Here is a 23170-nt window from a genome sequence, read left to right as displayed (position 1 = left end):
CCCGCTTGCCCGCCTATATTTTTATCTTCAAACGAGCGCCAGAAAAGCTCGCTCCTACAGTGTTTTGTTGGGTTGAAGTTCGGCAGCGGCTACAGACGGTCCACAAAAAAGGCGACCCGAAGGTCGCCTTTTGCGTCACTCACTCACACATCGCTCATCAGAACTCGTGGTCAGCGTTGTCCGGGTTCAGGTCGCTGATGCCCAGCTTGCCTGCGGCTTGTTCGATAGCGGCGGTCTGTTTGACCAGGGCTGCGATGGCATCACGTACCACCTGGTTGCCCGCTTCGTTGCCCGCAGCGATCAACTGGTCGTAGTGCTCGCCCTTGTTGGCGAGGTCTACCATGACCTGGATCTTGGCTTCGGTGTCGGCCAGGTCGGATTTCAGGGTGGCGTCTGTGGCCGGGTCTACCACGACGACCAGCGACGACAGGCTTGGGCCGGTCATTTTGCTGCCGTCAGCGCGCACGTACTCACCCAGGTACACGTTACGAATGCCTTTGGCGTCGTAGAAGTGCGAGTTGTGGGTGTTATCGCTGAAGCAGTCTTGCTCGTCTTCAGGGGAGTTGGCTTCCAGCGACACTTTCATGCGCTCACCGGCCAGTTCGCCCAACGACAGGCTGCCCATGCCAAACAGCATTTTGCGCAGGCCGTTTTGCGCAGGCTCAGCTTCGAGCGAGGCGCGGTAGTTGTCAGGCACGTTTGGCGCCCAGTTGCCGACCATTTCAGTCAGGTCGTTGACCAGCAGTTGAGTTACGGCTTTCAGGTAGGCACGACGACGATCATTGTGGCCGCCGGTTGCGCCTTCGCCTTCCAGGTAGTCCGAAGCAGGGCGGTCGCCCGCGCCCGGGCCGGTGCCGTTCAGGTCCTGGCCCCACAGCAGGAATTCAATGGCGTGGTAGCCGGTGGCGACGTTGGCTTCGGAACCGCCCAGCTCATTGAGGCTGGCCAGGGTTTCCGGAGTGATTTCAGTTACGTCGATCTTGTCTTCGCCCACCTGGATCTGGGTGTTGGCGATGATGTTGGCATTCGCCCCCGGGTTGCCCAGTGCGCCGCTGTAGTTGGCGTCAACGTAGTCGATCAGACCTTCGTCCAGTGGCCAGGCGTTCACTTGGCCTTCCCAGTCATCAATGATGGTGTTGCCAAAGCGGAACACTTCGCTCTGCAGGTAAGGGACGCGCGCTGCAATCCAGGCTTCACGTGCGGCCTTCAGGGTGTCGGCATTGGGCTTGGCCAAGAACGCGTCGACGGCGGTTTGCAGGGTTTTGGCGGTGGACTCGGAGTCGCTGTACACGGCATGCACCATGTCGGCGTAATGCGCGACAACAGCTTTGGCTGCGGCGTCGTTAACTTGCGCGCCCGAAGCATCAGTGGCTGGCGTAGCAGGAGTGGTCGCTGCGGCTGGCGTAGGTGCTGTGGCTGTTTTTTCTTTGTCTTTGTCGCCGCAACCAGCGAGTGAAATAGCAATGGCCAGCAGACTGGCAGTAGCCAGGGGCAAACGAATCATGGGCGAACATCCTGCTTCGAGTGGTGGGACAAGCATGCGACGGCACGCAAAACGTGCGACATGATGCGAAAGATATGCATTTTGTGTAAAGGGTTACGCCTGTAAATATTTCCTATTTACTTCTGCACCAGCCTTGGTTGATGTGGCCTTGGTCAAAATCTTGAAACATAAAATTACATATTAAGGGCATTGTTGCGCTGCGCCTGCTTCAGATAAGCGCCCAATTCCCGTGCTCCCAAGGGCTTGCTGTACAAATAGCCCTGGCCTTCGTGGCAGCCTTCACTGATCACATAGGTTTCCTGTTCGAGGGTTTCGACGCCCTCGGCAATCACCTGCATGCCCAGACTTTTGCCCAACTGGATGATGGCGCGCACGATGGTGGCGTCGTCGTCATCGTCAATCAGGTCCTGAACAAAGCTCTTGTCGATCTTGATTTTATCCAGCGGCAGGCTTTTCAGGTAACTCAGCGATGAGTACCCGGTGCCAAAGTCATCAATGGCAATCAGCGCGCCCGAGCGACGCAAGCTCAGCAAGTGCTGGGCGGCGGTGCTGATGTCTTCCATCAGGCTGGTCTCGGTCACTTCCAGCTCCAGGCTGCCGGGCGGCAGGCGATACATCTGCAACAGGTTGTTGACCACCCGCGGCAACTCGGCGTGGTGCAACTGCACGGTCGACAGATTGACCGCCATGCGCAAGTCGGTGAACCCCTGATCGTGCCAGTCGCGCAGTTGGCAGCAGGCTTGATCCAGTGCCCATTCGCCAATGTCGATAATGCTGGCGTTGGCTTCTGCCAAAGGGATAAACAGGTCTGGCGGGATCATGCCGTGCTCGGGGTGTTGCCAGCGCAACAAGGCTTCGACGCCCACCACCCGATGATCGCTGTAGCGAATTTGGGGCTGGTAGACCAGGTGCAACTGATTGCGCAGCAGGGCGTCCCGCAGGTCTTTTTCCAGCTCGCGGCGGCGGCGCATTTCGCGGTCCACGCTGGCGATATAAAACTGATAACGGTTGCGCGAGCGGCTTTTGGCCAGGGTCATGGTTTGTTCGGCTTTTTGCAGCAACTGCTCCGAGGTGTCGCCATCTTCCGGGTACAACGTGATGCCGATGGTGGCGCGCAAACGGATGTTTTGCTGATCGACGCTGAACGTCGTCTCCAGGTCATCCAAAATGCCCTGCGCCAGTTCGGCGGCCTCATAAGGCTGCTCGATGTGGGCCTGAACCAGTGCAAATTGGTCGCCGCCCAAGCGTGCGAGTGCACCCAGGCTACCGCTGTGCGCCCGCAAACGATCGGTCAGGGCTTGCAGCAACTGGTCGCCTGTCTGATAACCAAATTGTTCGTTGATGCCTTTGAAATCATCCAGCCCCACACACAGCACGGCCACGCGGCGCTGAGAGCGGCCTGACTCAATCAGGATTTTGCTCAATTGGGACTGTAATTGCTGGCGGTTCGGCAGCCCGGTCAAAAAGTCGTATTGGGCCATGCGCAGCAAGGAGCTTTCGGCTTCGTGGCGCAAATGCGCATTGCGCTCTATGGAGGCCAGCAACTGGTTGGCGGTGTTGACCCACACCCCGAGCTCGTTGGATTCATGCCCCTTGAGCTGCGGGATCAAATGTTCGCTGGGGTGGTCAGGGTTGATGCTGGTCAGGTGCTGGATCATTTTTGACAAGGGCTTGGTCAGCAGCCAGTGATAAATCAGGTACAGCACCAGGCTCATCAGCAGCGCCCGCAACACCCCCGACAGCAACAGCGCGCCGGCATTGGTCAAGAAACCCTGACCATAGGGCGCTGTGTCGAGGGTGATGCTCAGGTCACCGTAATATTCTTTGACGGGGCCGCCGCCCACCAGCGGCGTGTTGAACGTACGTTCCTGGCCCAGGATAAAGTCGGTCAGCCAGCGGCTTGAGGTTGCTTGCAAGGGCCGGGTTTTTTCCGCGAGTACGGTTTCATTGGGGTGGCCGATAGAGGCCTTGCGCATTGCGTCGTCCTGAAACAAGCCCTCAATGACCTGCATCGCCATTTCCCGGTCCAGGCTGTACAGCGCTTGCGTGGACGGGTCGCGAAACATATTGAGGATTTGCTTGGCGTCCTCGTTGACCGCCTGGCGTGTGAGATAGGCGTCGAAGACAATTTGCGCGCAGCCTAATATTCCTCCCACGACCAATGCTGAGAGCAATACGATCCGGAGTAATTTGATCGACAAGCTGTTCTTGAATTCCAGCTTCAACGGGTTATTCCTTGTGTCTTGCCGATAGTCGTGTGGTCATGGCTGCAGGTAATCGTTCATTTTGACGAGGGCATTATCCAGTGGTTTGAGAGCTGGACAATGTGTCGGTTCAAGGCGTAGTTAACTTGAGCCGGCGAATGAAATAAACCTGCCGTTGATAGTAGTCTGAAGCGCGTTGGCCCCGCACTTTTGCCTTGGCCAAAAAAAACCCGGCAATGCCGGGTTTTTTTAACGTTCAGTCAGTTTCAGGCAGTGAAGGTTTTGCCTTCGAACTGCTCTGCAACGAACTTCCAGTTAACGATGTTCCAGAACGCCTCAACATACTTCGGACGTACGTTGCGGTAGTCGATGTAGTAAGCGTGTTCCCAAACGTCGCAGGTCAGCAGCGGGGTGTCGCCGCTGGTCAGCGGGTTGCCGGCGCCGATGGTGCTGGCCAGGGCCAGGGAACCGTCAGCCTTCTTCACCAGCCAGCCCCAGCCGGAGCCGAAAGTGCCGATGGAGGTTTTGCTGAATTCTTCTTTGAACTTCTCGAACGAACCGAACGCAGCGTTGATGGCATCAGCCAGCGCGCCGGTAGGCTCGCCGCCGCCGTTTGGCGACAGGCAGTTCCAGTAGAACGTGTGGTTCCACACTTGAGCGGCGTTGTTGAAGATACCGCCCGAAGAGGTTTTAACGATCTCTTCCAGGGTTTTGCCTTCGAACTCGGTGCCTGGCACCAGGTTGTTCAGGTTCACGACGTAGGTGTTGTGGTGCTTGTCGTGGTGAAACTCCAGGGTTTCCTTGGAGATGTGCGGCTGCAAGGCATCATGTGCGTACGGCAGCGGCGGCAATTCGAAAGCCATGTTGATTCTCCTAATCAGGTCAGTTGCGATGAGCGCAAGGCCGATCACGGGCGGCCAAACACGCGCCGGGGAGTTTGTACTCTTTGCGGCGCAAGCGCTGGATCATAGCACCGGGGTTGGCGCATAACCACGCGACAACTGTGTGGAATAGACGTTTCAACGAGATTGATTGAAAAACTCGATGTTTTTTCAGGCACGCAAAATGACCTCCCGCCCCCGCCCGTTAATGCGCCCACTTGCCTCCCCGTAGGAGCTGACGAGGCACGAAGGCTGCGATCTTTTGATTTTCAAGATCAAAAGATCGCGAGATGAGCAGGGGTTACCCGGCAACAATCAATTGCACCGCCACCGCGTACATCATCGCCGCCACCAGCAGGTCCAGCAGGCGCCAAGTGCCAGGGCGGGCCAGCCATGGCGCGAGCCATGCCGCGCCCAGGGCCAGGGTGAAGAACCACAGCAGCGACGCACTGGCCGCGCCTACCACGTAGGCGCCGGGTACGCTTTGCTGAGCGCCAAGCGAGCCAATCAGCAGCACCGTATCGAGGTAAACGTGCGGGTTGAGCAAGGTGACCGCCAGTGCGCTGAGCATCACCGCCCTGAGCGAACGCGCGGTTTGGCCGGCCGATTGTTCAAGGCTCGATGCCGAGAACGCCCGGCGCAGCGCCTGGGTGCCGTACCAGAGCAAGAACACCGCGCCGCCCCAGCGCGCTACACCCAGTAAAATCGGGCTTTGCGCCAGAATTGTCGCCAGCCCGAACACCCCGGCTGCTACCAGCAATGCGTCACAAATCACACAAAAAGCCGCGACCGGCAGGTGGTGTTCACGGCGCAAGCTTTGTGCAAGCACGAAAGCGTTTTGGGTGCCGATGGCCATAATCAGGCCGAACGCGACCAACAGGCCATTAAGGTAGCTTTGCCACATAAGAAATACTCGCCGAACTGCATCACAAGAGGGGGTTACTGCTGGCTATTGTCCGGGCCTTGGTTGTATAAGAAAAACCAATATTGCTGATCGCCCATTAGGAAAACTGATGTTCGACTATAAATTACTCTCAGCGTTGGCTGCCGTGGTAGAACAGGCCGGTTTTGAGCGTGCGGCGCAGGTGCTTGGGCTGTCACAATCGGCGATTTCCCAGCGCATCAAACTGCTTGAAGCGCGCATCGGGCAGCCGGTGCTGGTGCGTGCCACGCCGCCGAGCCCTACAGACATCGGCAGGTGCTTGCTCAACCATGTGCAACAAGTGCGTTTGCTGGAGCGTGACCTGCAACGTGTGGTCCCGGCGCTGGACGATGAGGGCTTGCCCGAGCGGCTGCGGATTGCCTTGAATGCTGACAGCCTGGCCACGTGGTGGGCCCAGGCGGTGGGCGACTTCTGCGCCGATAATCAGCTGTTGCTGGATTTGGTCGTCGAAGACCAGACCGTCGGCTTGAAACGCATGCGTGCCGGTGAAGTGGCCGCGTGTTTATGCGCCAGTGAGCGCCCGGTGGCGGGCGCGCGCAGTGTGTTGCTGGGCGCCATGCGTTATCGCGCGATGGCCAGCCCTGCCTTTATTGCGCGGCATTTTCCCCAAGGGGTGAAGGCTGCGCAGTTGCCTAAAACGCCTGCACTGGTGTTTGGCCCGGATGATTTTTTGCAACATCGGTACTTGGCGGCACTGGGCGTGGACGGCGGATTCGAGCACCATCTGTGCCCCTCATCAGAAGGCTTTATCCGCTTGACGGAGGCCGGGCTGGGCTGGGGGCTGATTCCCGAGCAGCAAGTGCGCGAGCAACTGGCCAGCGGGGCATTGGTAGAGCTTTTGCCAGATAAACCGATCGACGTGCCACTGTACTGGCATCATTGGCGCAATGGTGGACAACTGCTGGAAGCGCTGACGGCCCATTTAACCCGCTCAGCATCGCGCTGGTTAGTGCCTTTGGCCTGATAACCGACGTTTAAACAGCAGGCAACAAGACTTACAGCATTTGGAGCAATTGATGAAGATTCTGGTCACCGGCGCAAGCGGCTTTATTGGCGGACGCTTTGCGCGTTTTGCCTTGGAGCAGGGCTTTGACGTGCGGGTCAGCGGGCGTCGGGCCGAAGGTGTCGAACACCTGGTGCGGCGCGGGGCTGAATTTATCCAGGGTGATTTGACCGATGGCTTGCTGGTGCGTGACCTGTGCGTCGATGTCGATGTGGTGGTGCATTGCGCAGGGTATGTCGGCACCTGGGGGCGTTATCAGGACTTCTTCCGCGACAACGTGCTGGTGACCGAGAACGTGGTTGAGGCGTGCTTGAAACAACGGGTGCGACGCCTGGTGCACCTGTCATCGGCCGCCCTGTACTTTGACGGTCATTCGCATCTGGGGCTGACCGAAGAAGACGTCCCGCGGCGGTTCAAGCATCCTTATGCCGAAACCAGGTTCATGGCCGAGCAAAAGGTCTTTGGCGCACAGGAGTTCGGCCTCGAAGTGATTGCCCTGCGTCCGCGCCATGTCACTGGTGCCGGGGACATGAACCTGTTCACGCGCTTGTTGGCGCAGCAGCGCAAAAATCGCCTGGCAATCATTGGAAATGGTTTGAACAAAGTCGATTTCACCAGCATGCAAAACCTCAACGACGCGTTGATGAGCAGCGTTCTGGTGAGCGGATCGGCCTTGGGCAAGGCCTACAACATCAGCAATGGCACCCCGATACCGTACTGGGATGTGGTCAATTACGTGATGCGCCAGATGCACGTGCCGCCCGTGACCCGTTATCGGGGCCCCGGCATGGCTTATAGTGTCGGCGCGCTCAGCGAAGCGGCTTGCAAACTGTGGCCGGGGCAACCGGCGCCGACGCTCTCGCGTTTGGGCGTGCAGGAGATGAGCAAAGACTTTACCCTCGACATCAGCCGGGCTCGCCACTACCTCGACTACGACCCAAAAGTCAGCCTGTGGACCGCGCTGGACGAGTTTTGCGGCTGGTGGAAAGCCCAGGAATCCCCGTACCGCTGACATTCTTCAGGACCCAGATAAGGTTTCTCCATGCGTAACGACTCACGTGACCACTTCGACAATGTACCGACCCTGCGGGCAGATGCAGACGACCATGATGATCTGGCGTCGATGGGTGGCGCACGTGAGCGCGGCGCGGGCCATGCGCGCAATGCCCAGGTGATCAAGGTCAAGGGGCCGAGTACCGGGCCTTTGTGGGCGTTGATCCTGGCCGTGTTGCTGGCGTTTGGCGGGCTGGCCTGGTGGAGCTTCCAGCAGATCACCTTGATGGAGCAGCAACTGGTTGCCACCCAGGAAAGCTTTGCCCGGATCAGCGAAGAAGCGGCGGGGCGCTTACAGGCCATTTCCGGCAAGGTGGTGGCCAGCGAATCAAGCATCAACAACGGCAGCGAAGCCCTGAAGTTGCAGATCAAACAGCTCGAAGACCAACTGGCTGAGCAGGCCAAGCACCAGCAAGGCCTGGTGGCGGGGCAGATGGGCGATCTGGATCAGCGTTTTGAGCAAATCAATGCTGCGATGTTGCTGCAGGTCAACGCCCAGAAAGCCTCCCAGACCCAACTTGAGACCGACCTCAAAGCCATGGGCACCGAACTGGCGGCGTTGAAAGCGACCGTGGCGCAACAGGCGGGTGACGTGACGGCCTTGAAAAAACAGGGTAACCCGAGCGATGCCGTGCGAAACCTGGAGCAGGACATGATCGTGCTCAAGAGCCAGCTGGAAAACCGCCCGGCGGCCTCCCAAGGCCCCAACACCGCCGAGTTTGACGTGTTCCGGGCGCAAGTGACGCGCAACATCACCACCTTGCAAAGCCAGATCCAGAACCTGCAAAAACAAATCAGCGCCCGGCCATAACCCAAAACCCCTGTAGGAGCGAGCTTGCTCGCGATCTTTTAAAGATCAAAAGATCGCGAGACAAGCTCGCTCCTACACAGGGATGTGTGCCGTTACTGCGCCTTATCCCCGCGCCCGCGCAATACCTGATTCGGCATCACGATCGCCGCACACAAGCCCAGCAACGAGATGGCAGCACTGACCAGCAGCAAGTGGCGGAAGGTCATCAGCAATTCGCTGCGCAAGCTGGCCAGTGCCGGGCCTTGCACGGCATTGAGGCCGTCCAGCAGCACATTCCCCGAACTGCCTTCACCCAGCAGCGGCTGGCCGCCAGCAGGCGCCAACAGCGAATCGTGCAGCAGGGCCAGCAACAAGGCAGACATCAGCGCCACACCCACCGCGCCGCCCAGTGAGCGAAACAGGTTGGTGGTACTGGTGGCGACACCAATGTCATGTTGCTGCACCGAGTTTTGTGCGCCCACCAGCGAGGTCGGGAACTGCAACCCGGCCGCGATCCCGCTCAGCAGCATAAACACGCCGCTCAGCAGCTCGGCGCTCGGGGCGCTGAAGGCCATGCCGGCAATGGAGCACGGCATCAGAATCGCGCCGCTGAGGATCATCGGTTTGTAATAGCCGGTCACCGAGGTCATGCGCCCGGCAAAGTAGGCGCCCATCGGCAGGCCCATGGCCAGCGGCAGCAAGTGCAGGGCGGCACTGTCTGCGCCCGCGCCGGTGATGCTCTGATAGCGTAGCGGCAGCAGTACGATCAGCGAAATGGCCTGGAAGCTGGTGAAGAAAATCGTGCACCAGCACAATACCGCGTTGCGATTGGCGAACAAGTGCATGGGCAGCAACGGTTCCGGGGTGCGTCGCTCGTGCCACACAAACAGCACCAGCGCGACCACCGCCGCCATCAGCAGGCCCAGCACCTGATCGTCACGCCAGCTGTGGCCCTGGCCAATAAAGGTAATGCCCAGCAGCAGTGACGTAAGGCCCACAATCATCAGCACCGTGCCGAGGTAATCAATAATCGGCTTGCGCTGCGGCACCGGCAGCCCGACCAGCGTGCGATAGGCGATCAGCCACGACACCAGCCCCAGCGGCAAATTGATCAGAAACACCCAACGCCACGACAAGTACTCGGTCATGTAGCCGCCCAGCACCGGTCCGGCGACGCTCGCCACCGCGTACATGCTGCTGAAATAGCCTTGATAGCGACCGCGCTCGCGGGGCGGGATGATGTCGCCAATAATCGCCTGGCTCACCGAAATCATGCCGCCGGCGCCAATCCCCTGGATGATCCGCGCCAGCACCAACTGCTCCATGTTTTGCGCGAGCCCGCAAAACAGCGAGGCCACGGTGAACAGGCCCATGCCAAACAACATCAGGCGCCTGCGCCCGTACAAGTCACCGAGCTTGCCGTAAATCGGCACGGCCACGGTCATGGCCACCATGTAGCCGGAAATCACCCAGGCCAGCTGGCTGACATCTTTAAACTGCGCGGAAATGGCGGGGATCGACACGGCGACGATGGTTTGATCCAGCGCCCCCAGGAAAATCGCCAGCATCAGCGCTACGAGAATGCTGCGAATGGCGGGTTTAGCGTGTGGAGGCTGGTTGAGACTGGTCACGATGTACACCTGCGGGCATCAAACGTGTGGCGGGATGCCCGCGATTGTACTCGATAGGTTGCTATTCGATAGCTTCATAAGGAAGACCGACGTAATTTTCTGCAATAGTGGTGCGCCCGGCCTCGGAATCGACAAAATACGCCAGCTCGCTGTCGGTGATGCGCTGGCTGAAATCATCACTGTCAGCAAAGCGATGGAGCATCGAGGTCATCCACCACGAAAAGCGTTCGGCCTTCCAGATGCGCCGCAAACACACCTCGGAATAGCGCTCCAGCAAGTCGGTGCGGCCCTCGGCATAGACCTTGAGCAGAATGTTGAACAGCGTGCTGACATCGCTGGCCGCGAGGTTCAAGCCCTTGGCGCCGGTGGGCGGCACGATGTGCGCGGCGTCACCGACTAAAAACAGGCGCCCGAACTGCATGGGCTCGACCACAAAACTGCGCAGCGGCGCGATGCTTTTTTCGATGGACGGCCCGGTCACCAAACGTTCGGCCAACGGCGCGGGCAGGCGGGTTTTCAATTCGTCCCAAAAGCGTTGGTCCGACCAGTCCTCAACCTTTTCCTCGGCGGGCACTTGCAAGTAATAGCGGCTGCGGGTGGCTGAGCGCTGGCTGCACAAGGCAAACCCGCGTTCATGCTTGGCGTACACCAGTTCATCGTTGACCGGCGGCGTATCGGCCAGCACCCCCAGCCAGCCGAACGGGTACACGCGTTCAAAGATGCTCAGCACATCAGCGGGAATTGACTGACGGGCAACGCCGTGAAAACCATCGCAGCCGGCGATGTAATCGCAGTCCAGGCGCCACGTTTCGCCGTCTTTTTCGAAGGTGACATAGGGCGCATCGGTTTTCATGCCATGGGGCTGCACGTTGCTGGCGTTGTACAGGGTTTGTGCGCCAGCGGCTTCGCGGGCGGCCATCAGGTCACGGGTGACTTCGGTCTGGCCGTAGACCATCACGCTCTTGCCGCCGGTCAGGCCCTTGAGGTCAATGTGCACCTGGCGGCCTTCCAGCGCCAGCTCGAAGCCGTCATGCACCAGACCTTCAGCGTCCATGCGCTGGCTGACCCCGGCCTGGCGCAGCAGGTCGACCATGCCTTGTTCCAGCACACCGGCACGGATCCGCCCGAGCACGTAGTCGCCGCTCTGGCGTTCGAGAATAACGTTATCAATCCCGGCATTGTGCAGCAGTTGGCCGAGCAGCAACCCGGATGGCCCGGCACCGATAATAGCGACTTGAGTTCTCATTGTTGTTCTCTCTCGCAAGCCCTGCGGTCAGTGCAGGGGTGTTTTTATTGATGTTGTGCCTGTATTTTTCGCTTGCGAGCGTGGCAAATGAAGGTGATAACGACGTCATTGCCGGTACTTTTCGCTAATCGGTGCGATTATCGCCCCTGTGCTTAATCATCAGGTTCAGCCCATGACAACCCCCGCCATCCCGGTGTTCAAACTTTACGGCGAGCAGCAAGACTGGCTCAGCCCGGACTTGCTGCACTGTGAAACCATTTCGTTGCGTAGCCGCATCCATGATTGGGAGATCCGCACCCATCGGCATGCCGATTTGTGCCAATTGCTCTATGTGCACAAGGGCCGGGCGCGGGTTGAAGTCGAAGGCCAGTACCATGAGCTGACCGAGTCGTCGGTGCAGGTGATCCCGCCGTTATGCGTGCACGGCTTTCAATTTTCACCGGACGTTGAAGGCTTTGTGCTGACGCTGGCCGCGCCGCTGGTGACGCAGTTGCAGGCCCAGTTGGGCGGGTCGATGAGCGCCTTGCAGCGCGTTGCCAGTTACCCCGCAGGCAAGGATCGGCATTACCTGAACAGCCTGTTCGGTGCGCTGCACAGCGAATATGTCAGCGCCCGAGCGGCCCGCGACATGTTGCTGCAATCATTGATCAGTGTGCTGTTGGTGTGGGTCACGCGCCAAGTCATCCAGCGGCGTGAAGCCCGGCAAGTGCCGCAGCGCGGGCGCGAGTACCTCAACCTGTTCACGCAACAGGTCGAAGCCCTGTATCAGCAGCAACCCAGTGTTGAAGATTTGGCACATCGGGTCGGGATTTCAGTGGCGCACCTGAACAGCATTTGCCGTGAACTGGCGGGGCAATCGGCCTTGCAGATCATTCACCAGCGCCTGCTATTGGAGGCCAAGCGTCATTTGATCTACACACCCATGACCATCAGCGAGGTGGCTGATCAATTGGGTTTTGCTGACCCGGCGTATTTTGCGCGGTTTTTCCGCCGCCTCACCGGGACATCGCCCAGTGCCTATCGAACGGACCGGGCTGACAGCATCAGCCCGGCCTGAGGCTATGCGTCATTAAAGCGCGGTAAACACCGACGCGCAGTGCCCGGCAAAGCAGCTGGCGGTCAATCCGGCTGAGAGCCGCGTTTGCTCTGCGCGATAGCACGCGCCAGCAAACAGGACAGCGGCAGCAAACACGATCAGTACGGTCAAGCATCTGGTTTTTGTTTTAGTGGTCATGGCTATTCTCTCTCCACGTATTCACGGAGTCAGACCTAGACTTCACACTATTAAGGCTAGCTCAGCCCCTTGCGCTTGCCATGCCCATTGGCCGAACGGTCACAGACCTTTGTCCCACGCGGGTTCTTCGGTAAAGCGCTCGCTGAGGAAGTCGAGCATGCTGCGCAGCGTGGCGGGCATGTGTTTGCGCGAGGCGTACACGGCATAAATGTTCATCTGCAAAGGCTCAGCGTCTGGCAGCAAGCGCACCAGTTCACCGCTGCGGATATGGCACCCCGCCAAGTAGCTGGGCAGCAGCGAAACCCCACCACCCGCCAGGGTGACGCGCAGCAGCGTGCTGGCTTCGTTAGCGCTGATATTGCCTTGAACCGGTACCGACAGCGCTTCGCCTTGCACCGTGAAATGCCACAGGCTCTTGCCGTAGTACGCATGGCTCAGGCAGTTGTGCAGGCTCAGATCATCGACCTGCTGCGGTGCCGGATGCTCGCGCAAATAGGCGGGCGAGGCGCACAGCACGGAGCGGCACACGGTCAGCTTGCGTGCGATCAAGCTCGGGTCCAGCTCGGTGCTGGTGCGAATCGCCAGATCAATGCGCTCATCCACCAGGTTCACCGTGCGGTCGAGCATTTGCAGGTCAATGTTGACCTCGGGGTAGCGGCGCACGTACTCGGTCATGGCGCAGGCCAATTGCGCTTGGCCGAACGAGGTGCTGACGCTGATGCGCAGCAACCCGCGTGGCGCCGCATCGGGCACGCTGACAGCGGCTTGCAGGTCATCTGCCAGCTCCAGCAATTGCCGGCAGCGGGGCAGGGTTTCGTTGCCTGCGGCGGTCAGGCTCAGCTTGCGCGTGGTGCGGTGCATCAAGCGCGCCCCGACCCACTCTTCAAGCTCGGCCAAATAGCGTGACACCACCGGGCGTGACAAATCCAGATGGTCGGCCGCCGCCGACTGGCTGCCCAGGTCGACCACCGTGACAAATACCCGCATTGCGATAAGACGGTCCATGATCTGCCCGATTAGTGAAACAAACTATGTCGCAGCATCGCATTTTTTGTCGTCAATTGTGCGTCTAAGCTCTGTCCATCGCTGACCCTTGTCGCAGGAAGCTCCATGACCGTATTTTCGATGTTTCGCCGTTTTTGCCTGAGTGCCGTTGTACTCGGCTTCGCTGCCCATGCCGCCGCCGCGCCGGCGCCCCTGACCCTGGATGTCTACAACCCCGGGGCTGCGGCGATTTTTCCGGTGTCTTCGGTGCTGGTCAGTGGCCAGAAAGATGCGATTTTGGTGGATGCGCAGTTTTCCAAAGCGCAGGCCCAACAGGTGGTCGATAAAATTCGCGCCAGCGGCAAGCACCTGACCACCATCTACATCAGCCACGGCGACCCCGATTATTACTTTGGCCTTGAAACCCTGACCCAGGCATTCCCCGACGCCAAGGTGCTGGCCTCGGCCCCGACGGTGGCCCACATCGAGCAAACCAAAGACGCCAAGCTGGCGTTCTGGGGCCCACAAATGGGCGCCGATGTGCCCGGCAAACTGATCGTGCCCAAGGTCATCAAGGGCAACACCCTGACGCTGGAAGGGCACGAACTGGACATCGTCGGCCTGACCGGGCGCCAGCCCGAGCGCACGTTTGTCTGGATCCCGTCGCTCAAAGCCGTGGTCGGTGGGGTGGTCGTGGCCGACAACCTGCACGTGTGGATGGCCGACACCCAGACCCCGCAGTCGCACCGCCAATGGTTGTCGACCCTCAAACGTATCGCCAGCCTGCAACCGGACATCGTCGTGCCGGGGCATTATTTGGGGGACAACGACCGTTCATTGAAATCGGTCAATTTCACCCGTGACTACATCAAGGCCTTTGACGAAGAAACCCTCAAGGCCAAGAACTCGGACGAACTGATCGCGGCCATGAAAAAGCGCTACCCGGATCTGGGCGAAACGTCTTCGCTGGAGCTGAGCGCCAAAGTGGCGAAAGGCGAAATGAAGTGGTGATTCAACGTTTGACCTTATGCACCCCATCCAACTGGAGAACATCATGAGCAAGATCGCAATTATCGGCGCAACCGGTCGCGCTGGCAGCCAACTGCTGGAAGAAGCACTGCGTCGTGGGCACCAGGTGACCGCCATTGCCCGTCACGCCTCGGCAAAAATTGGGCAGCGCGCTGGCGTTGTAGCCAAGGACGTCGACGTCAACGATGCCCAGGCGCTGCAAGCGGCTGTGGCCGGGCATGACGTGGTGCTGAGCGCTGCACACTTCTCGACGCTCACACCACAAGCCATCATCGAGCCGGTGAAAAAGGCCGGGGTTAAACGCCTGCTGGTGGTGGGTGGCGCGGGTTCGCTGTTGCTGCCGGACGACACTAAAGTCATCGACAGCAAGGGCTTTCCGGAAGAATACAAGGCAGAAGCCTCGGCGGGCGGCGTGTACCTGGACACCTTGCGCAACGAACACGACCTGGACTGGACCTTCCTGTCCCCGTCGGCCGAGTTTGTAGAAGGCGAGCGCACTGGCCACTACCGCGTTGGCAAAGACCACTTGCTGGTCAGTGCCGAAGGTAGAAGCTGGATCACCTTCGCCGACTACGCCATCGCCCTGCTGGACGAAGTAGAACAGCCCAAGCACTCGCGCCAGCGCTTCACGGTCGGTTACTAACGTAAAAGATCGCGAGACACCACGCCGAATCTTTGTAGGAGTGGCCGCCCCGTCTACGACGCCGCGCTGTCGCGCAGCAAACAGGACAGCGAGTATCTTCAGCATCCCCCAATCGGTTCCCTCTCCTTCGGGAGAGGGCTAGGGTGAGGGGCTCTTGATTTTTTGTACATATCCGTTGCTGCGGCAACGGCCACTTAGGGTTCCGGCCTTACGCCGCGTTACTTTGAAAAGCGCAAAGTAACCAAACGCTTTTTGCCCCAACCCCTCGGTGCCTCGCTGTAGCTCGGCATGCCCTCACCACAGGCCTTACTCCGTGGGCCCGCCGCGATCGGCCATCCATGGCCGTGTCGCGGCTAACCCGGCGTCCTGCCGGGTTACCCTCTGCGTAACACCTGCGTTCGGCCAGCGTGGTTTAACGGGGCCTCTAAGATCAAGATCAAAAGCCAGATCAAGATCAAAAGATCGCGAGCAAGCTCGCTCCTACAGAGCCTTAGGAATCAATCACTTATTTGTGTTTGATAGGAGCTCGCCTCGCGATCTTTTGATCTTTAAAAGACCGTGAGCTCCTACGCAGGGGTGGTGGCTTGTGCTACCAGCCAATCCATCAATTCGCGCAAGGGCGCTGACGGTTCCTGGCTGGGGGAACTCACCAGCATGTAGGCCGCGCCGGTGCGCACGGTCAGATCAAACGGCATCGCCAGCCGTCCCTCTTTCAGGTCTTCGCCTATCAACGAGCAATCGCCCATCGCGACGCCGTTGCCCTGGGCGGCCACGGTCATGGCCAAATCCAGGGTGTCGAAGTATTGGCTCTGGCGGATGGCCGATGCCTCAACGCCCGCCACGCTGAGCCACTGAGCCCAGTCCCGCTGGTCTCGGCTGGGGTGCAAAAAGGTGTGCTGCTCAAGGTCGCGCAAGCTGTTGATGGCATCTGGGCCTTGCAACAGATGCGGCGCACAGACGGGCGTGAGCAGTTCGTCGAACAGGTGTTGGCCCACCCGCTTGGGCCCCGGCAACGGGCTGTAGACCACCGCCGCATCGAAGGTTTCACGGCGAAAGTCGATGCCGTGGTGCACGCTGCTGGTCAGCTCTACCGGCACGTCCGGGCGCAGTTTTTGCCACGCCATCAGTTTGGGCAGCAACCAGCGCAGCATGCAGGTCGGGGCTTTGATTTGCAGCGGCGTGCGGCGGATGCTGGCGTGCTCGACCGCTTCGCCGATCAAGTCAAACACCTGCTCGATGCGCGGGTAAAGCGCCTGGCCTTGCTCAGTCAGGCTCAGGCCCCGTGCCTGTCGATGAAACAACGCATACCCCAAATGTTCCTCAAGCCCGGCGATTTGCCGGCTCACCGCGCCCTGGGTGATGTGCAACTGTTCACCGGCGCGGGTGAAATTGCAGCATTGGGCCGTGATCAGAAAGGTGTGCAAGGCAGGCAGCGGCGGGAGACGTTTCATGTTGAGCTCAGCCATGAATTCAGGACATGGCTAGTATGAGCAGGTTTGCGTTGTGTCCGCCACACGCGCCCGCTTCAATGGCTCATTACTTGAGAACAACAAGAGGGCAGTATCCATGGCGACGTGCGGCGAAGTATTGGTCAAGTTGCTGGAAGCGTATGGGGTTGAGCAGGTGTTTGGCATCCCCGGCGTGCACACCGTCGAGTTGTATCGCGGGCTGGCCAGTTCGCCGATCAACCACGTCACCCCGCGTCATGAGCAGGGCGCAGGCTTTATGGCCGACGGCTATGCGCGCACCAGCGGCAAGCCGGGGGTGTGTTTCATCATCACCGGGCCGGGCATGACCAACATCACCACAGCGATGGGCCAGGCCTACGCCGACTCGATCCCGATGCTGGTGATTTCCAGCGTGCAATCGCGCAGCCAGTTGGGTGGCGGGCGCGGCAAGTTGCATGAATTGCCGAACCAAAGCGCGTTGGTGGCCGGCGTTGCCGCGTTTTCCCACACCTTGATGTCGGCGGCCGAGTTGCCGGGCGTGCTGGCCCGTGCTTTTGCGTTGTTCCAGGCCGGTCGTCCCCGGCCGGTGCACATTGAGATCCCGCTCGACGTGTTGGTAGAAAATGCCGACGCCTTGCTGTCCAGCCAATCCGTCAGCATCGCGCGCCCTGGGGCGGCCCCGGCGGCAGTGGAACAGATGAGCCAGCGCCTGATCGAGGCTAAACGCCCGCTGATTCTGGCCGGTGGCGGGGCGATCGACGCCGCGCCAGCGCTGCTGCAATTGGCCGAGCGGTTGGGCGCGCCCGTGGCGCTGACCATTAACGCCAAGGGCATGCTGCCAGCCTCTCACCCGTTGTTGATCGGCTCCACGCAAACGCTGGAGGCCACCCGGGCATTGGTGGCGGAGGCCGACGTGGTGCTGGCGATTGGCACTGAACTGGCCGAAACCGATTATGACGTGACTTTTGCCGGAGGCTTTGAGATCCCCGGCGCTTTGTTGCGCATTGATATCGACCCCGATCAAACCGTGCGCAATTACCCGCCTGCACTGGCTCTGGTGGCCGATGCGCAACTGGCTGCCGAAGCTTTGCTGGCGCGTATCAGCGCGCAAACATTGCCCGAGCGCGAGGCGGATTGGGGGGCAGCGCGGGCTAAACGTTTGAACACTGAATTGGCGGCTGTCTGGGATGAGCCGACCCGCGCCCAAACGCACTTTTTGCAGACCGTGTTCGATGTGCTGCCCAATGCCGTGTGCGTGGGTGATTCGACCCAGCCGGTGTACACCGGAAACCTCACGTTCAACCCCGACCAGCCTCGGCGCTGGTTTAACTCATCCACCGGTTACGGCACCCTCGGCTATGCCTTGCCAGCCGCCATCGGCGCCTGGCTGGGGCGGGCTGCCAACAGCCAGCCGCCTGGCCCGGTGGTCTGTCTGATCGGTGATGGCGGTTTGCAGTTCACCTTGCCAGAGCTGGCCAGCGCCGTTGAAGCACGCACGCCGATCATTGTTTTGTTGTGGAACAACCAGGGCTACGGCGAGATTAAAAAGTACATGCTCAACCGCGACATCGAACCAGTGGGCGTCGACATCTACACCCCGGACTTGGTCGGCGCTGCCAAAGCGCTGGGTTGCACGGCGTTGGCGGTTGAGGGCGAGGCGCAACTGCGCGCTGCGTTGGTCAGTGCCGCTGAACGTCAGGGGCCGACCGTGATAGAAGTCGACGAGCACCTATGGCAGCAGGCGTTGGCCTTATAAACTTCTGCGCAGGCGCGCCAGATCCCGTGCGGGCGGCGCGCCGAACTGGCGACTGTATTCGCGGCTGAATTGCGAGGCGCTTTCATAGCCCACGCGATACCCGGCCGCCGAGGCGTCCAGCCCTTCACTGAGCATCAGCCGCCGCGCTTCGTTGAGGCGCAGTTGCTTTTGATACTGCAACGGGCTCATGGCGGTCATCGCCTTGAACCGGTGGTGCAGCGTCGACACGCTCAAATTGGCCTCACGGGCCAGGCTGTCGATGCGCAACGGTTGCTCGAAATGATCATTGAGCCAGGAAATCGCACGGCTGACGCGGTGGGTCTGACTGTTCTCGCTGGCAATTTCGTACAAACGGTAGCCCTGCGGGCTGCGCAGCAATCGGTACAAAATCTCACGGCGAATCAGAGGCGCGAGCATGGCGATGTCTTTGGGTGTGTCGAGCAGCCGCGTCAGGCGCAGCAGGGCGTCAAGCATCGGCGGGTCGAGGGGTTCAACGTACAGCCCGCATCCAGCGGGGCGTGAGGGCACACCCATGGGGCCTGCTTCGCTGAGCAAGGTGGTGATTTCTACCGGATCAATGTCCAGGCGCAAGGCCAGAATGGGTTTTTCGGCACTGACTTCAAGCACGCGGCCACTGATGGGCATCGACACCGAGACCACCAGGTAATTGAGCGGGTCGTAGGCGAAGTACTCGTCCCCCAGACGCACCTCTTTATTGCCCTGAGCCATCACGCACAGTGCAGGTTTGGGCAGGCTGGGTGAAAAGTCGCTGGGCAGGCTGTAACGCGACACGAACAGCGCCTTAATGCGGGTCTCAAACGAGCCGTCCTGCTGAGTGTGCCGGGTTATCAGGTCGGCCAGTTCCACGCGCTGTTTTTCAAGCGCGCTGTCGAGCGCAGGTCGCGGTGTTTCTGGCACAGACATGGGGATGCATCCTCGATCAAGCAGTTGAAGGCCCACAGCTTAAGTTTGTGCAAGGCGCAGGGGTAGCCAATTTCTGCTGCAGACTTGCCTGATCCTGCCAGCGTTGACGAATAGAGGCTGATTTGGCCCGCTACAGCGCGGCCCTATTGCTCGAAATTCCGATCGGCGGCCCGGCGCGCGCAACTGCACAGCGGGCTGGAGTAAGCGGTGGTTTTGCAGAATCGTGCAAGTCTGGGGCAGGAATCGACTAACGGCGTTTGAGCACCGACCCTTAAGCTTTGAACCTTCCCCTCACGCCACTTTCCTTTGTGGAGGCCTCCATGCCCCAGTCCTATGCCGTCAGTCACATGACTCTGGTCCGCGCGCGCGCAGGGTGTTCGGCCCAGGTTCATGCGTGCTTGAAACAACTGATCGAACCGACGCTGAAAACACCGGGTTGCCTGCACTTTGCCTTGCAGCACTGTGACAGTGACCCGTTGTTGTGGCATGTCGCGGGCTATTGGCAAGATCAATGTGCAATGCAGGCGTACTTCAACTCACCGTTGATGGACGTGTTCAGCACGTTGCTCAACCAGAACGTGGTCGACAGTCTGGATTTTCAGACCTTCAACGAACAGGCCTCGGCGCAGATGCGCAAGCGCGCCAGTTAAACGGGTAGAATGGCGCTTTTTTCACTGGCCGGAATGTGAAACATGGCGCGTAAAGAGTTCAAGCATTTTGAAGCGGTATCAGCGGTTGTCCCGGTTGAACTGGGGGTTGCGGGTGCCTACCACGTGGCCATTGCCGTCAAGGCCTTGTACGAAGGTGGAGCACCGCGCTTTCACACGCTGTTGACCGATCAGGTCTTCAAAACCGCCACGGCCGCAGATGCCGCCGCAGAGCAGCAACTTGAACACCTCAAAGACGTCACCGAAGACGGCGAACTGGTCTGGTAATTATTTAGGGCGGTGCATTTTGAACAAGGCTTCAGGGCCCAGCTGGAAATAATCCGCCGGGCCGCCGCCACGCAAAATAGGCTCAGCGGCTGCTGTGTCGTAAATGCCGTCCTTGAGCAAGTGCTTGGCGATGTGCACCGCCACCACTTCACCCAGAATCAACCAGCTTGGCACTAACTCTTTGTCGGCCCGTTGCAGCTGAATAATCTGCGTCACCTTGCATTCAAACGACACCGGCGTTTCTGCCACCCGAGGCACGCTCACCACGCGTGAGGCCACGGTCGTCAACCCTGCCAACGCAAACTCATCAACCTCTGGCCCCACCGGCGCGCAGCTTTGGTTCATCGCCTCGGCCAAGGGGCGCGTGGCCAGGTTCCAGACAAACTCACCGGTTTGCTCAATGTTATTGAGGCTGTCTTTGCGGCCCACGCTGCAAAACCCGATGATCGGCGGGATGTAATTGAAAGCGTTAAAAAAACTGTACGGCGCCAGGTTCAACTGACCTTGGGCGTCTTGCGACGAAATCCAGCCAATCGGGCGCGGCCCGACAATGGCGTTGAACGGATCATGGGGCAATCCATGGCCCTTGGATGGTTCGTAGAAATGAATATCGTCATGCATGGCAGGCATCCGCAAACAGCTGAGATAGAGGCCCCATAGTCTGCTAGCCATTTGCCCCGAAGACAATCGCAAGCCCCAAAAATGACTAAGCCCGGCCGAAGCCGGGCTGTGGGGTCACCCGCAGGTGTTAGCTGAAGCGGGCACCTTGGGTGCGGTCGTAACCGTCTTCGGCAAAGGTCGCTGAGCGAGTGTTGTCAAAGCCGTCTTCTGCCAGGGTGGCCGAGTGAGTGCGGTCCCAGCCGTCTTCAGCAAAGCTCGAAGAGTGGGTGCGGTCGTAACCGTCGGCAGCAAAGGTGGCAGAGCGGGTGCTGCTGTAACCATCTTCAGCAAAAGTTGCCGACTGGGTGCGGTCAAAGCCATCTGCGGCGAAGGTGTTGAAAGCCAGAACCGAGAGAGCAGCGGCGAGGATAAATTGGGTTTTCATGATGTTGCTCCTTGTTGCAGTAATCGGGTTGGTGTCGCTATGGGTTTAAGACTACGCCGATTAATTTGATTAAAAAGCGTAAAAAATTGCCTTAAGTAATCAGTTAATTCGATGTATAGCGCCACGCGAAAACAAGGTAGAGGGCTGCTCTACATTCCGTTCAGGCGTTATGCCGGGCAGTGGTCTTCGAGGTTTCGCTGAGATTGATAGTGGGCTAACAAAATTAACTGACTATTAATTCAAGAAAATCGAATCAGCGGTGTTGCGGGGGAGGGGGAAGGGAGGCAATCCAGGCCCTGCAAGAACCCGTCACAGGGCTCCTGCAGGCCAGGACATCACGCTAAGGCAAGGCTTAGTCAGTGGTGATGCGCGAGTGAGTGCGCGTGTCTTTCATGGTCGCGTATACCAGCAGCGAGCAGGCGATGCACGCTGTCACGTACCAGTAGTAGCCGGTTTCCATGCCTGCGCTCTTGAACCACAGCGCGATGTATTCAGCGGTACCGCCGAAGATCGACACCGTCAGGGCGTAAGGCAGGCCAACACCCAGTGCGCGGATTTCAGTCGGGAACAACTCGGCCTTGACCACGGCGTTGATCGAGGTGTAACCGCTGACGATGATCAGGGCGGCCATGATCAGGAAGAACGCGCCCCACCAGGTGGTGATGGTGTGCAGGGTGGTCAGGATCGGCACCGTGAACAGGGTACCCAGCACGCCGAAGGCAATCAGGATCGGGCGACGGCCGATCTTGTCAGACAGCCCGCCCACCAGCGGCTGAATGCACATGAACAAGAACAGCGTGGCGGCGGAAATCGTGGTGGAGTCCGAGATGCTCATCCCGACCGTGTTCACCAGGTATTTCTGCATGTACGTGGTGTAGGTGTAAAACGCCAGTGTCCCGCCCATGGTCAGGCCGACGACGGTCATCAGCTCTTTGGGGTGGCGCATCAGCGTGCGCATAGCGCTTTCTTTTTTCTCGACCTTAACCTTCTTGAACGACTCGGTCTCTTGCATGCCGCGACGTAACCACAGCGCGACCACGGCGCACAAGGCACCGATCACAAACGGAATACGCCAGCCCCAGCTGTACAGCTGCTCTTCAGTCAGGGTTTGTTGCAGGATGATCAACACGCCCAGCGCGATGAGCTGGCCCGAGATCAGGGTCACGTACTGGAAGCTGGAGAAGAAACCACGGCGCTCTTTGGTGGCCATTTCACTGAGGTAAGTGGCCGAGGTGCCGTATTCGCCACCCACCGACAAACCTTGCAGCAAACGGGCGAACACCAGCAATACCGGGGCCCAGACGCCAATGGTCTCGTAGCCAGGAGACAGGGCGATGACCAGCGAGCCGAAACACATCAGCAAGACCGACGCCATGAGGGCAGCTTTACGGCCTTTACGGTCTGCGTACAGACCCATCAGCCAGCCACCGATAGGGCGCATCAAAAAGCCTACGGCGAAAATCGCGGCGGTGTTGAGCAATTGAGCGGTGGTGTCGCCTTTGGGGAAAAAGGCCTTGGCGAAGTACAGCGAGAACGCGGCGTACACGTACCAGTCGTACCATTCGACCATGTTGCCGACCGAGCCACTGAAAATGGACTTGATGCGGCTGGAGGTGGTTTTGGCTTGGGGTGCTGCAGACGCAGACCCGGCAGGCAGGGTGCTTGAGTTATCCATTGAATGGATCCTTGTTTTCTTGGTTTTGTTATAGCGCGGCAAAACGCGAGCTTGCGGGGGCTATAGCAGAACTTGTGCCAAGGCTTGAATGCCCGGTTTACAAGGGTTTTAAACAAGGAATGAGCGGGAATCCGCTGGTTGGTGATTATGCATAAGCGGAAATCCGCCTACAGATCACAAGTCTGTAGGAGCGAGCTTGCCTCGCGATCTTTTAAAAAATCAAAAGATCGCGAGGCAAGCTC

21 protein-coding genes are annotated in these 23170 nt (G+C 59.3%); 9 read left to right on the top strand and 12 right to left on the bottom strand.

The window, feature by feature from the left end; genetic code table 11:
* Nucleotides 1–157 precede the first annotated feature (157 nt).
* From QMX84_RS21110 to QMX84_RS21095, 4 genes are all read right to left on the bottom strand, one after another.
* Nucleotides 158–1504, bottom strand: a complete 1347-nt coding sequence (locus tag QMX84_RS21110; RefSeq protein ID WP_153330986.1) for an imelysin family protein — start codon at nt 1502–1504, stop codon at nt 158–160.
* A 173-nt stretch (nt 1505–1677) separates the two neighbouring features.
* On the bottom strand, nt 1678–3729 hold the full coding sequence (locus tag QMX84_RS21105; RefSeq protein WP_282364697.1) for a bifunctional diguanylate cyclase/phosphodiesterase: 2052 nt from the start codon (nt 3727–3729) through the stop codon (nt 1678–1680).
* 245 nt (nt 3730–3974) lie between these two features.
* Complete coding sequence (locus QMX84_RS21100; RefSeq protein WP_123751879.1) at nt 3975–4571, bottom strand: Fe-Mn family superoxide dismutase; 597 nt, start codon at nt 4569–4571, stop codon at nt 3975–3977.
* A 319-nt stretch (nt 4572–4890) separates the two neighbouring features.
* Complete coding sequence (locus QMX84_RS21095) at nt 4891–5493, bottom strand: LysE/ArgO family amino acid transporter (RefSeq protein ID WP_282364696.1); 603 nt, start codon at nt 5491–5493, stop codon at nt 4891–4893.
* Between the two features lie 109 nt (nt 5494–5602).
* Between QMX84_RS21095 and QMX84_RS21090 the strand changes: the two genes are divergently transcribed.
* From QMX84_RS21090 to QMX84_RS21080, 3 genes are read left to right on the top strand one after another with little or no spacing between them, the layout of a single operon-like run.
* Nucleotides 5603–6496: a LysR family transcriptional regulator ArgP gene (locus QMX84_RS21090; protein WP_282364695.1), complete on the top strand. Its 894-nt coding sequence runs from the start codon at nt 5603–5605 to the stop codon at nt 6494–6496.
* 52 nt (nt 6497–6548) lie between these two features.
* Nucleotides 6549–7547 (top strand): NAD(P)-dependent oxidoreductase, encoded by a 999-nt coding sequence (locus tag QMX84_RS21085; RefSeq protein WP_282364694.1) that lies wholly within the window; start codon nt 6549–6551, stop codon nt 7545–7547.
* A gap of 30 nt (nt 7548–7577) precedes the next feature.
* Complete coding sequence (locus QMX84_RS21080) at nt 7578–8399, top strand: ATPase (RefSeq protein ID WP_282364693.1); 822 nt, start codon at nt 7578–7580, stop codon at nt 8397–8399.
* Nucleotides 8400–8491: 92 nt separating this feature from the next.
* Here QMX84_RS21080 and QMX84_RS21075 read toward each other — a convergent pair whose 3' ends face one another.
* Both QMX84_RS21075 and pobA read right to left on the bottom strand, forming a co-directional pair.
* The gene (locus tag QMX84_RS21075; protein WP_282364692.1) at nt 8492–10009 is read right to left on the bottom strand and encodes an MDR family MFS transporter; all 1518 of its coding nucleotides are present in this window, start codon (nt 10007–10009) and stop codon (nt 8492–8494) included.
* Between the two features lie 61 nt (nt 10010–10070).
* Nucleotides 10071–11255: a 4-hydroxybenzoate 3-monooxygenase gene (pobA, locus tag QMX84_RS21070; RefSeq protein WP_282364691.1), complete on the bottom strand. Its 1185-nt coding sequence runs from the start codon at nt 11253–11255 to the stop codon at nt 10071–10073.
* Nucleotides 11256–11427: 172 nt separating this feature from the next.
* Here pobA and QMX84_RS21065 point away from each other — a divergent pair, with 172 nt between their 5' ends.
* A complete protein-coding gene (locus QMX84_RS21065) occupies nt 11428–12312 on the top strand; it encodes a helix-turn-helix domain-containing protein (protein ID WP_282364690.1) in 885 nt (294 codons plus the stop codon).
* 276 nt (nt 12313–12588) lie between these two features.
* On the opposite strand, the gene QMX84_RS21060 is transcribed toward QMX84_RS21065, so the two are convergent.
* The gene (locus QMX84_RS21060; protein WP_048386725.1) at nt 12589–13494 is read right to left on the bottom strand and encodes a LysR family transcriptional regulator; all 906 of its coding nucleotides are present in this window, start codon (nt 13492–13494) and stop codon (nt 12589–12591) included.
* A gap of 105 nt (nt 13495–13599) precedes the next feature.
* On the opposite strand from QMX84_RS21060, the gene QMX84_RS21055 reads away from it, so the two are divergent.
* Complete coding sequence (locus QMX84_RS21055; protein ID WP_282364689.1) at nt 13600–14484, top strand: MBL fold metallo-hydrolase; 885 nt, start codon at nt 13600–13602, stop codon at nt 14482–14484.
* Nucleotides 14485–14527: 43 nt separating this feature from the next.
* The gene (locus QMX84_RS21050) at nt 14528–15145 is read left to right on the top strand and encodes an NAD(P)-dependent oxidoreductase (RefSeq protein ID WP_278939725.1); all 618 of its coding nucleotides are present in this window, start codon (nt 14528–14530) and stop codon (nt 15143–15145) included.
* Between the two features lie 566 nt (nt 15146–15711).
* Here QMX84_RS21050 and QMX84_RS21045 read toward each other — a convergent pair.
* Nucleotides 15712–16596 carry a LysR substrate-binding domain-containing protein gene (locus QMX84_RS21045; protein WP_048369875.1) on the bottom strand — a complete coding sequence of 295 codons (885 nt, stop codon included), beginning with the start codon at nt 16594–16596 and terminating at the stop codon, nt 15712–15714.
* Nucleotides 16597–16711: 115 nt separating this feature from the next.
* On the opposite strand from QMX84_RS21045, the gene QMX84_RS21040 reads away from it, so the two are divergent.
* Nucleotides 16712–18349, top strand: a complete 1638-nt coding sequence (locus QMX84_RS21040; protein ID WP_282364698.1) for a 5-guanidino-2-oxopentanoate decarboxylase — start codon at nt 16712–16714, stop codon at nt 18347–18349.
* On the opposite strand, the gene QMX84_RS21035 is transcribed toward QMX84_RS21040, so the two are convergent.
* Complete coding sequence (locus tag QMX84_RS21035) at nt 18344–19273, bottom strand: AraC family transcriptional regulator (protein ID WP_048369673.1); 930 nt, start codon at nt 19271–19273, stop codon at nt 18344–18346. The genes QMX84_RS21040 and QMX84_RS21035 overlap by 6 nt on opposite strands.
* A gap of 320 nt (nt 19274–19593) precedes the next feature.
* On the opposite strand from QMX84_RS21035, the gene QMX84_RS21030 reads away from it, so the two are divergent.
* The gene (locus QMX84_RS21030; RefSeq protein ID WP_048369675.1) at nt 19594–19923 is read left to right on the top strand and encodes an antibiotic biosynthesis monooxygenase family protein; all 330 of its coding nucleotides are present in this window, start codon (nt 19594–19596) and stop codon (nt 19921–19923) included.
* Between the two features lie 42 nt (nt 19924–19965).
* On the top strand, nt 19966–20208 hold the full coding sequence (locus QMX84_RS21025) for a hypothetical protein (protein WP_048369677.1): 243 nt from the start codon (nt 19966–19968) through the stop codon (nt 20206–20208).
* Here QMX84_RS21025 and QMX84_RS21020 read toward each other — a convergent pair whose 3' ends face one another.
* The 3 genes from QMX84_RS21020 to QMX84_RS21010 all read right to left on the bottom strand — a co-directional run bounded on the left by QMX84_RS21020 (nt 20209) and on the right by QMX84_RS21010 (nt 22928).
* Entirely contained in the window at nt 20209–20829 is a 621-nt protein-coding gene (locus tag QMX84_RS21020) for a flavin reductase family protein (protein ID WP_153335500.1), read from the bottom strand.
* 127 nt (nt 20830–20956) lie between these two features.
* A complete protein-coding gene (locus QMX84_RS21015) occupies nt 20957–21253 on the bottom strand; it encodes a hypothetical protein (RefSeq protein ID WP_282364688.1) in 297 nt (98 codons plus the stop codon).
* Between the two features lie 352 nt (nt 21254–21605).
* Complete coding sequence (locus QMX84_RS21010) at nt 21606–22928, bottom strand: MFS transporter (protein WP_048386737.1); 1323 nt, start codon at nt 22926–22928, stop codon at nt 21606–21608.
* Nucleotides 22929–23170 lie beyond the last annotated feature (242 nt).

It is taken from the genome of Pseudomonas sp. PS01297, assembly GCF_029959305.1.
GTDB classification, from domain to species: Bacteria; Pseudomonadota; Gammaproteobacteria; order Pseudomonadales; family Pseudomonadaceae; genus Aquipseudomonas; species Aquipseudomonas helleri.
This window is presented reverse-complemented; position numbering and strand designations above follow the sequence as displayed.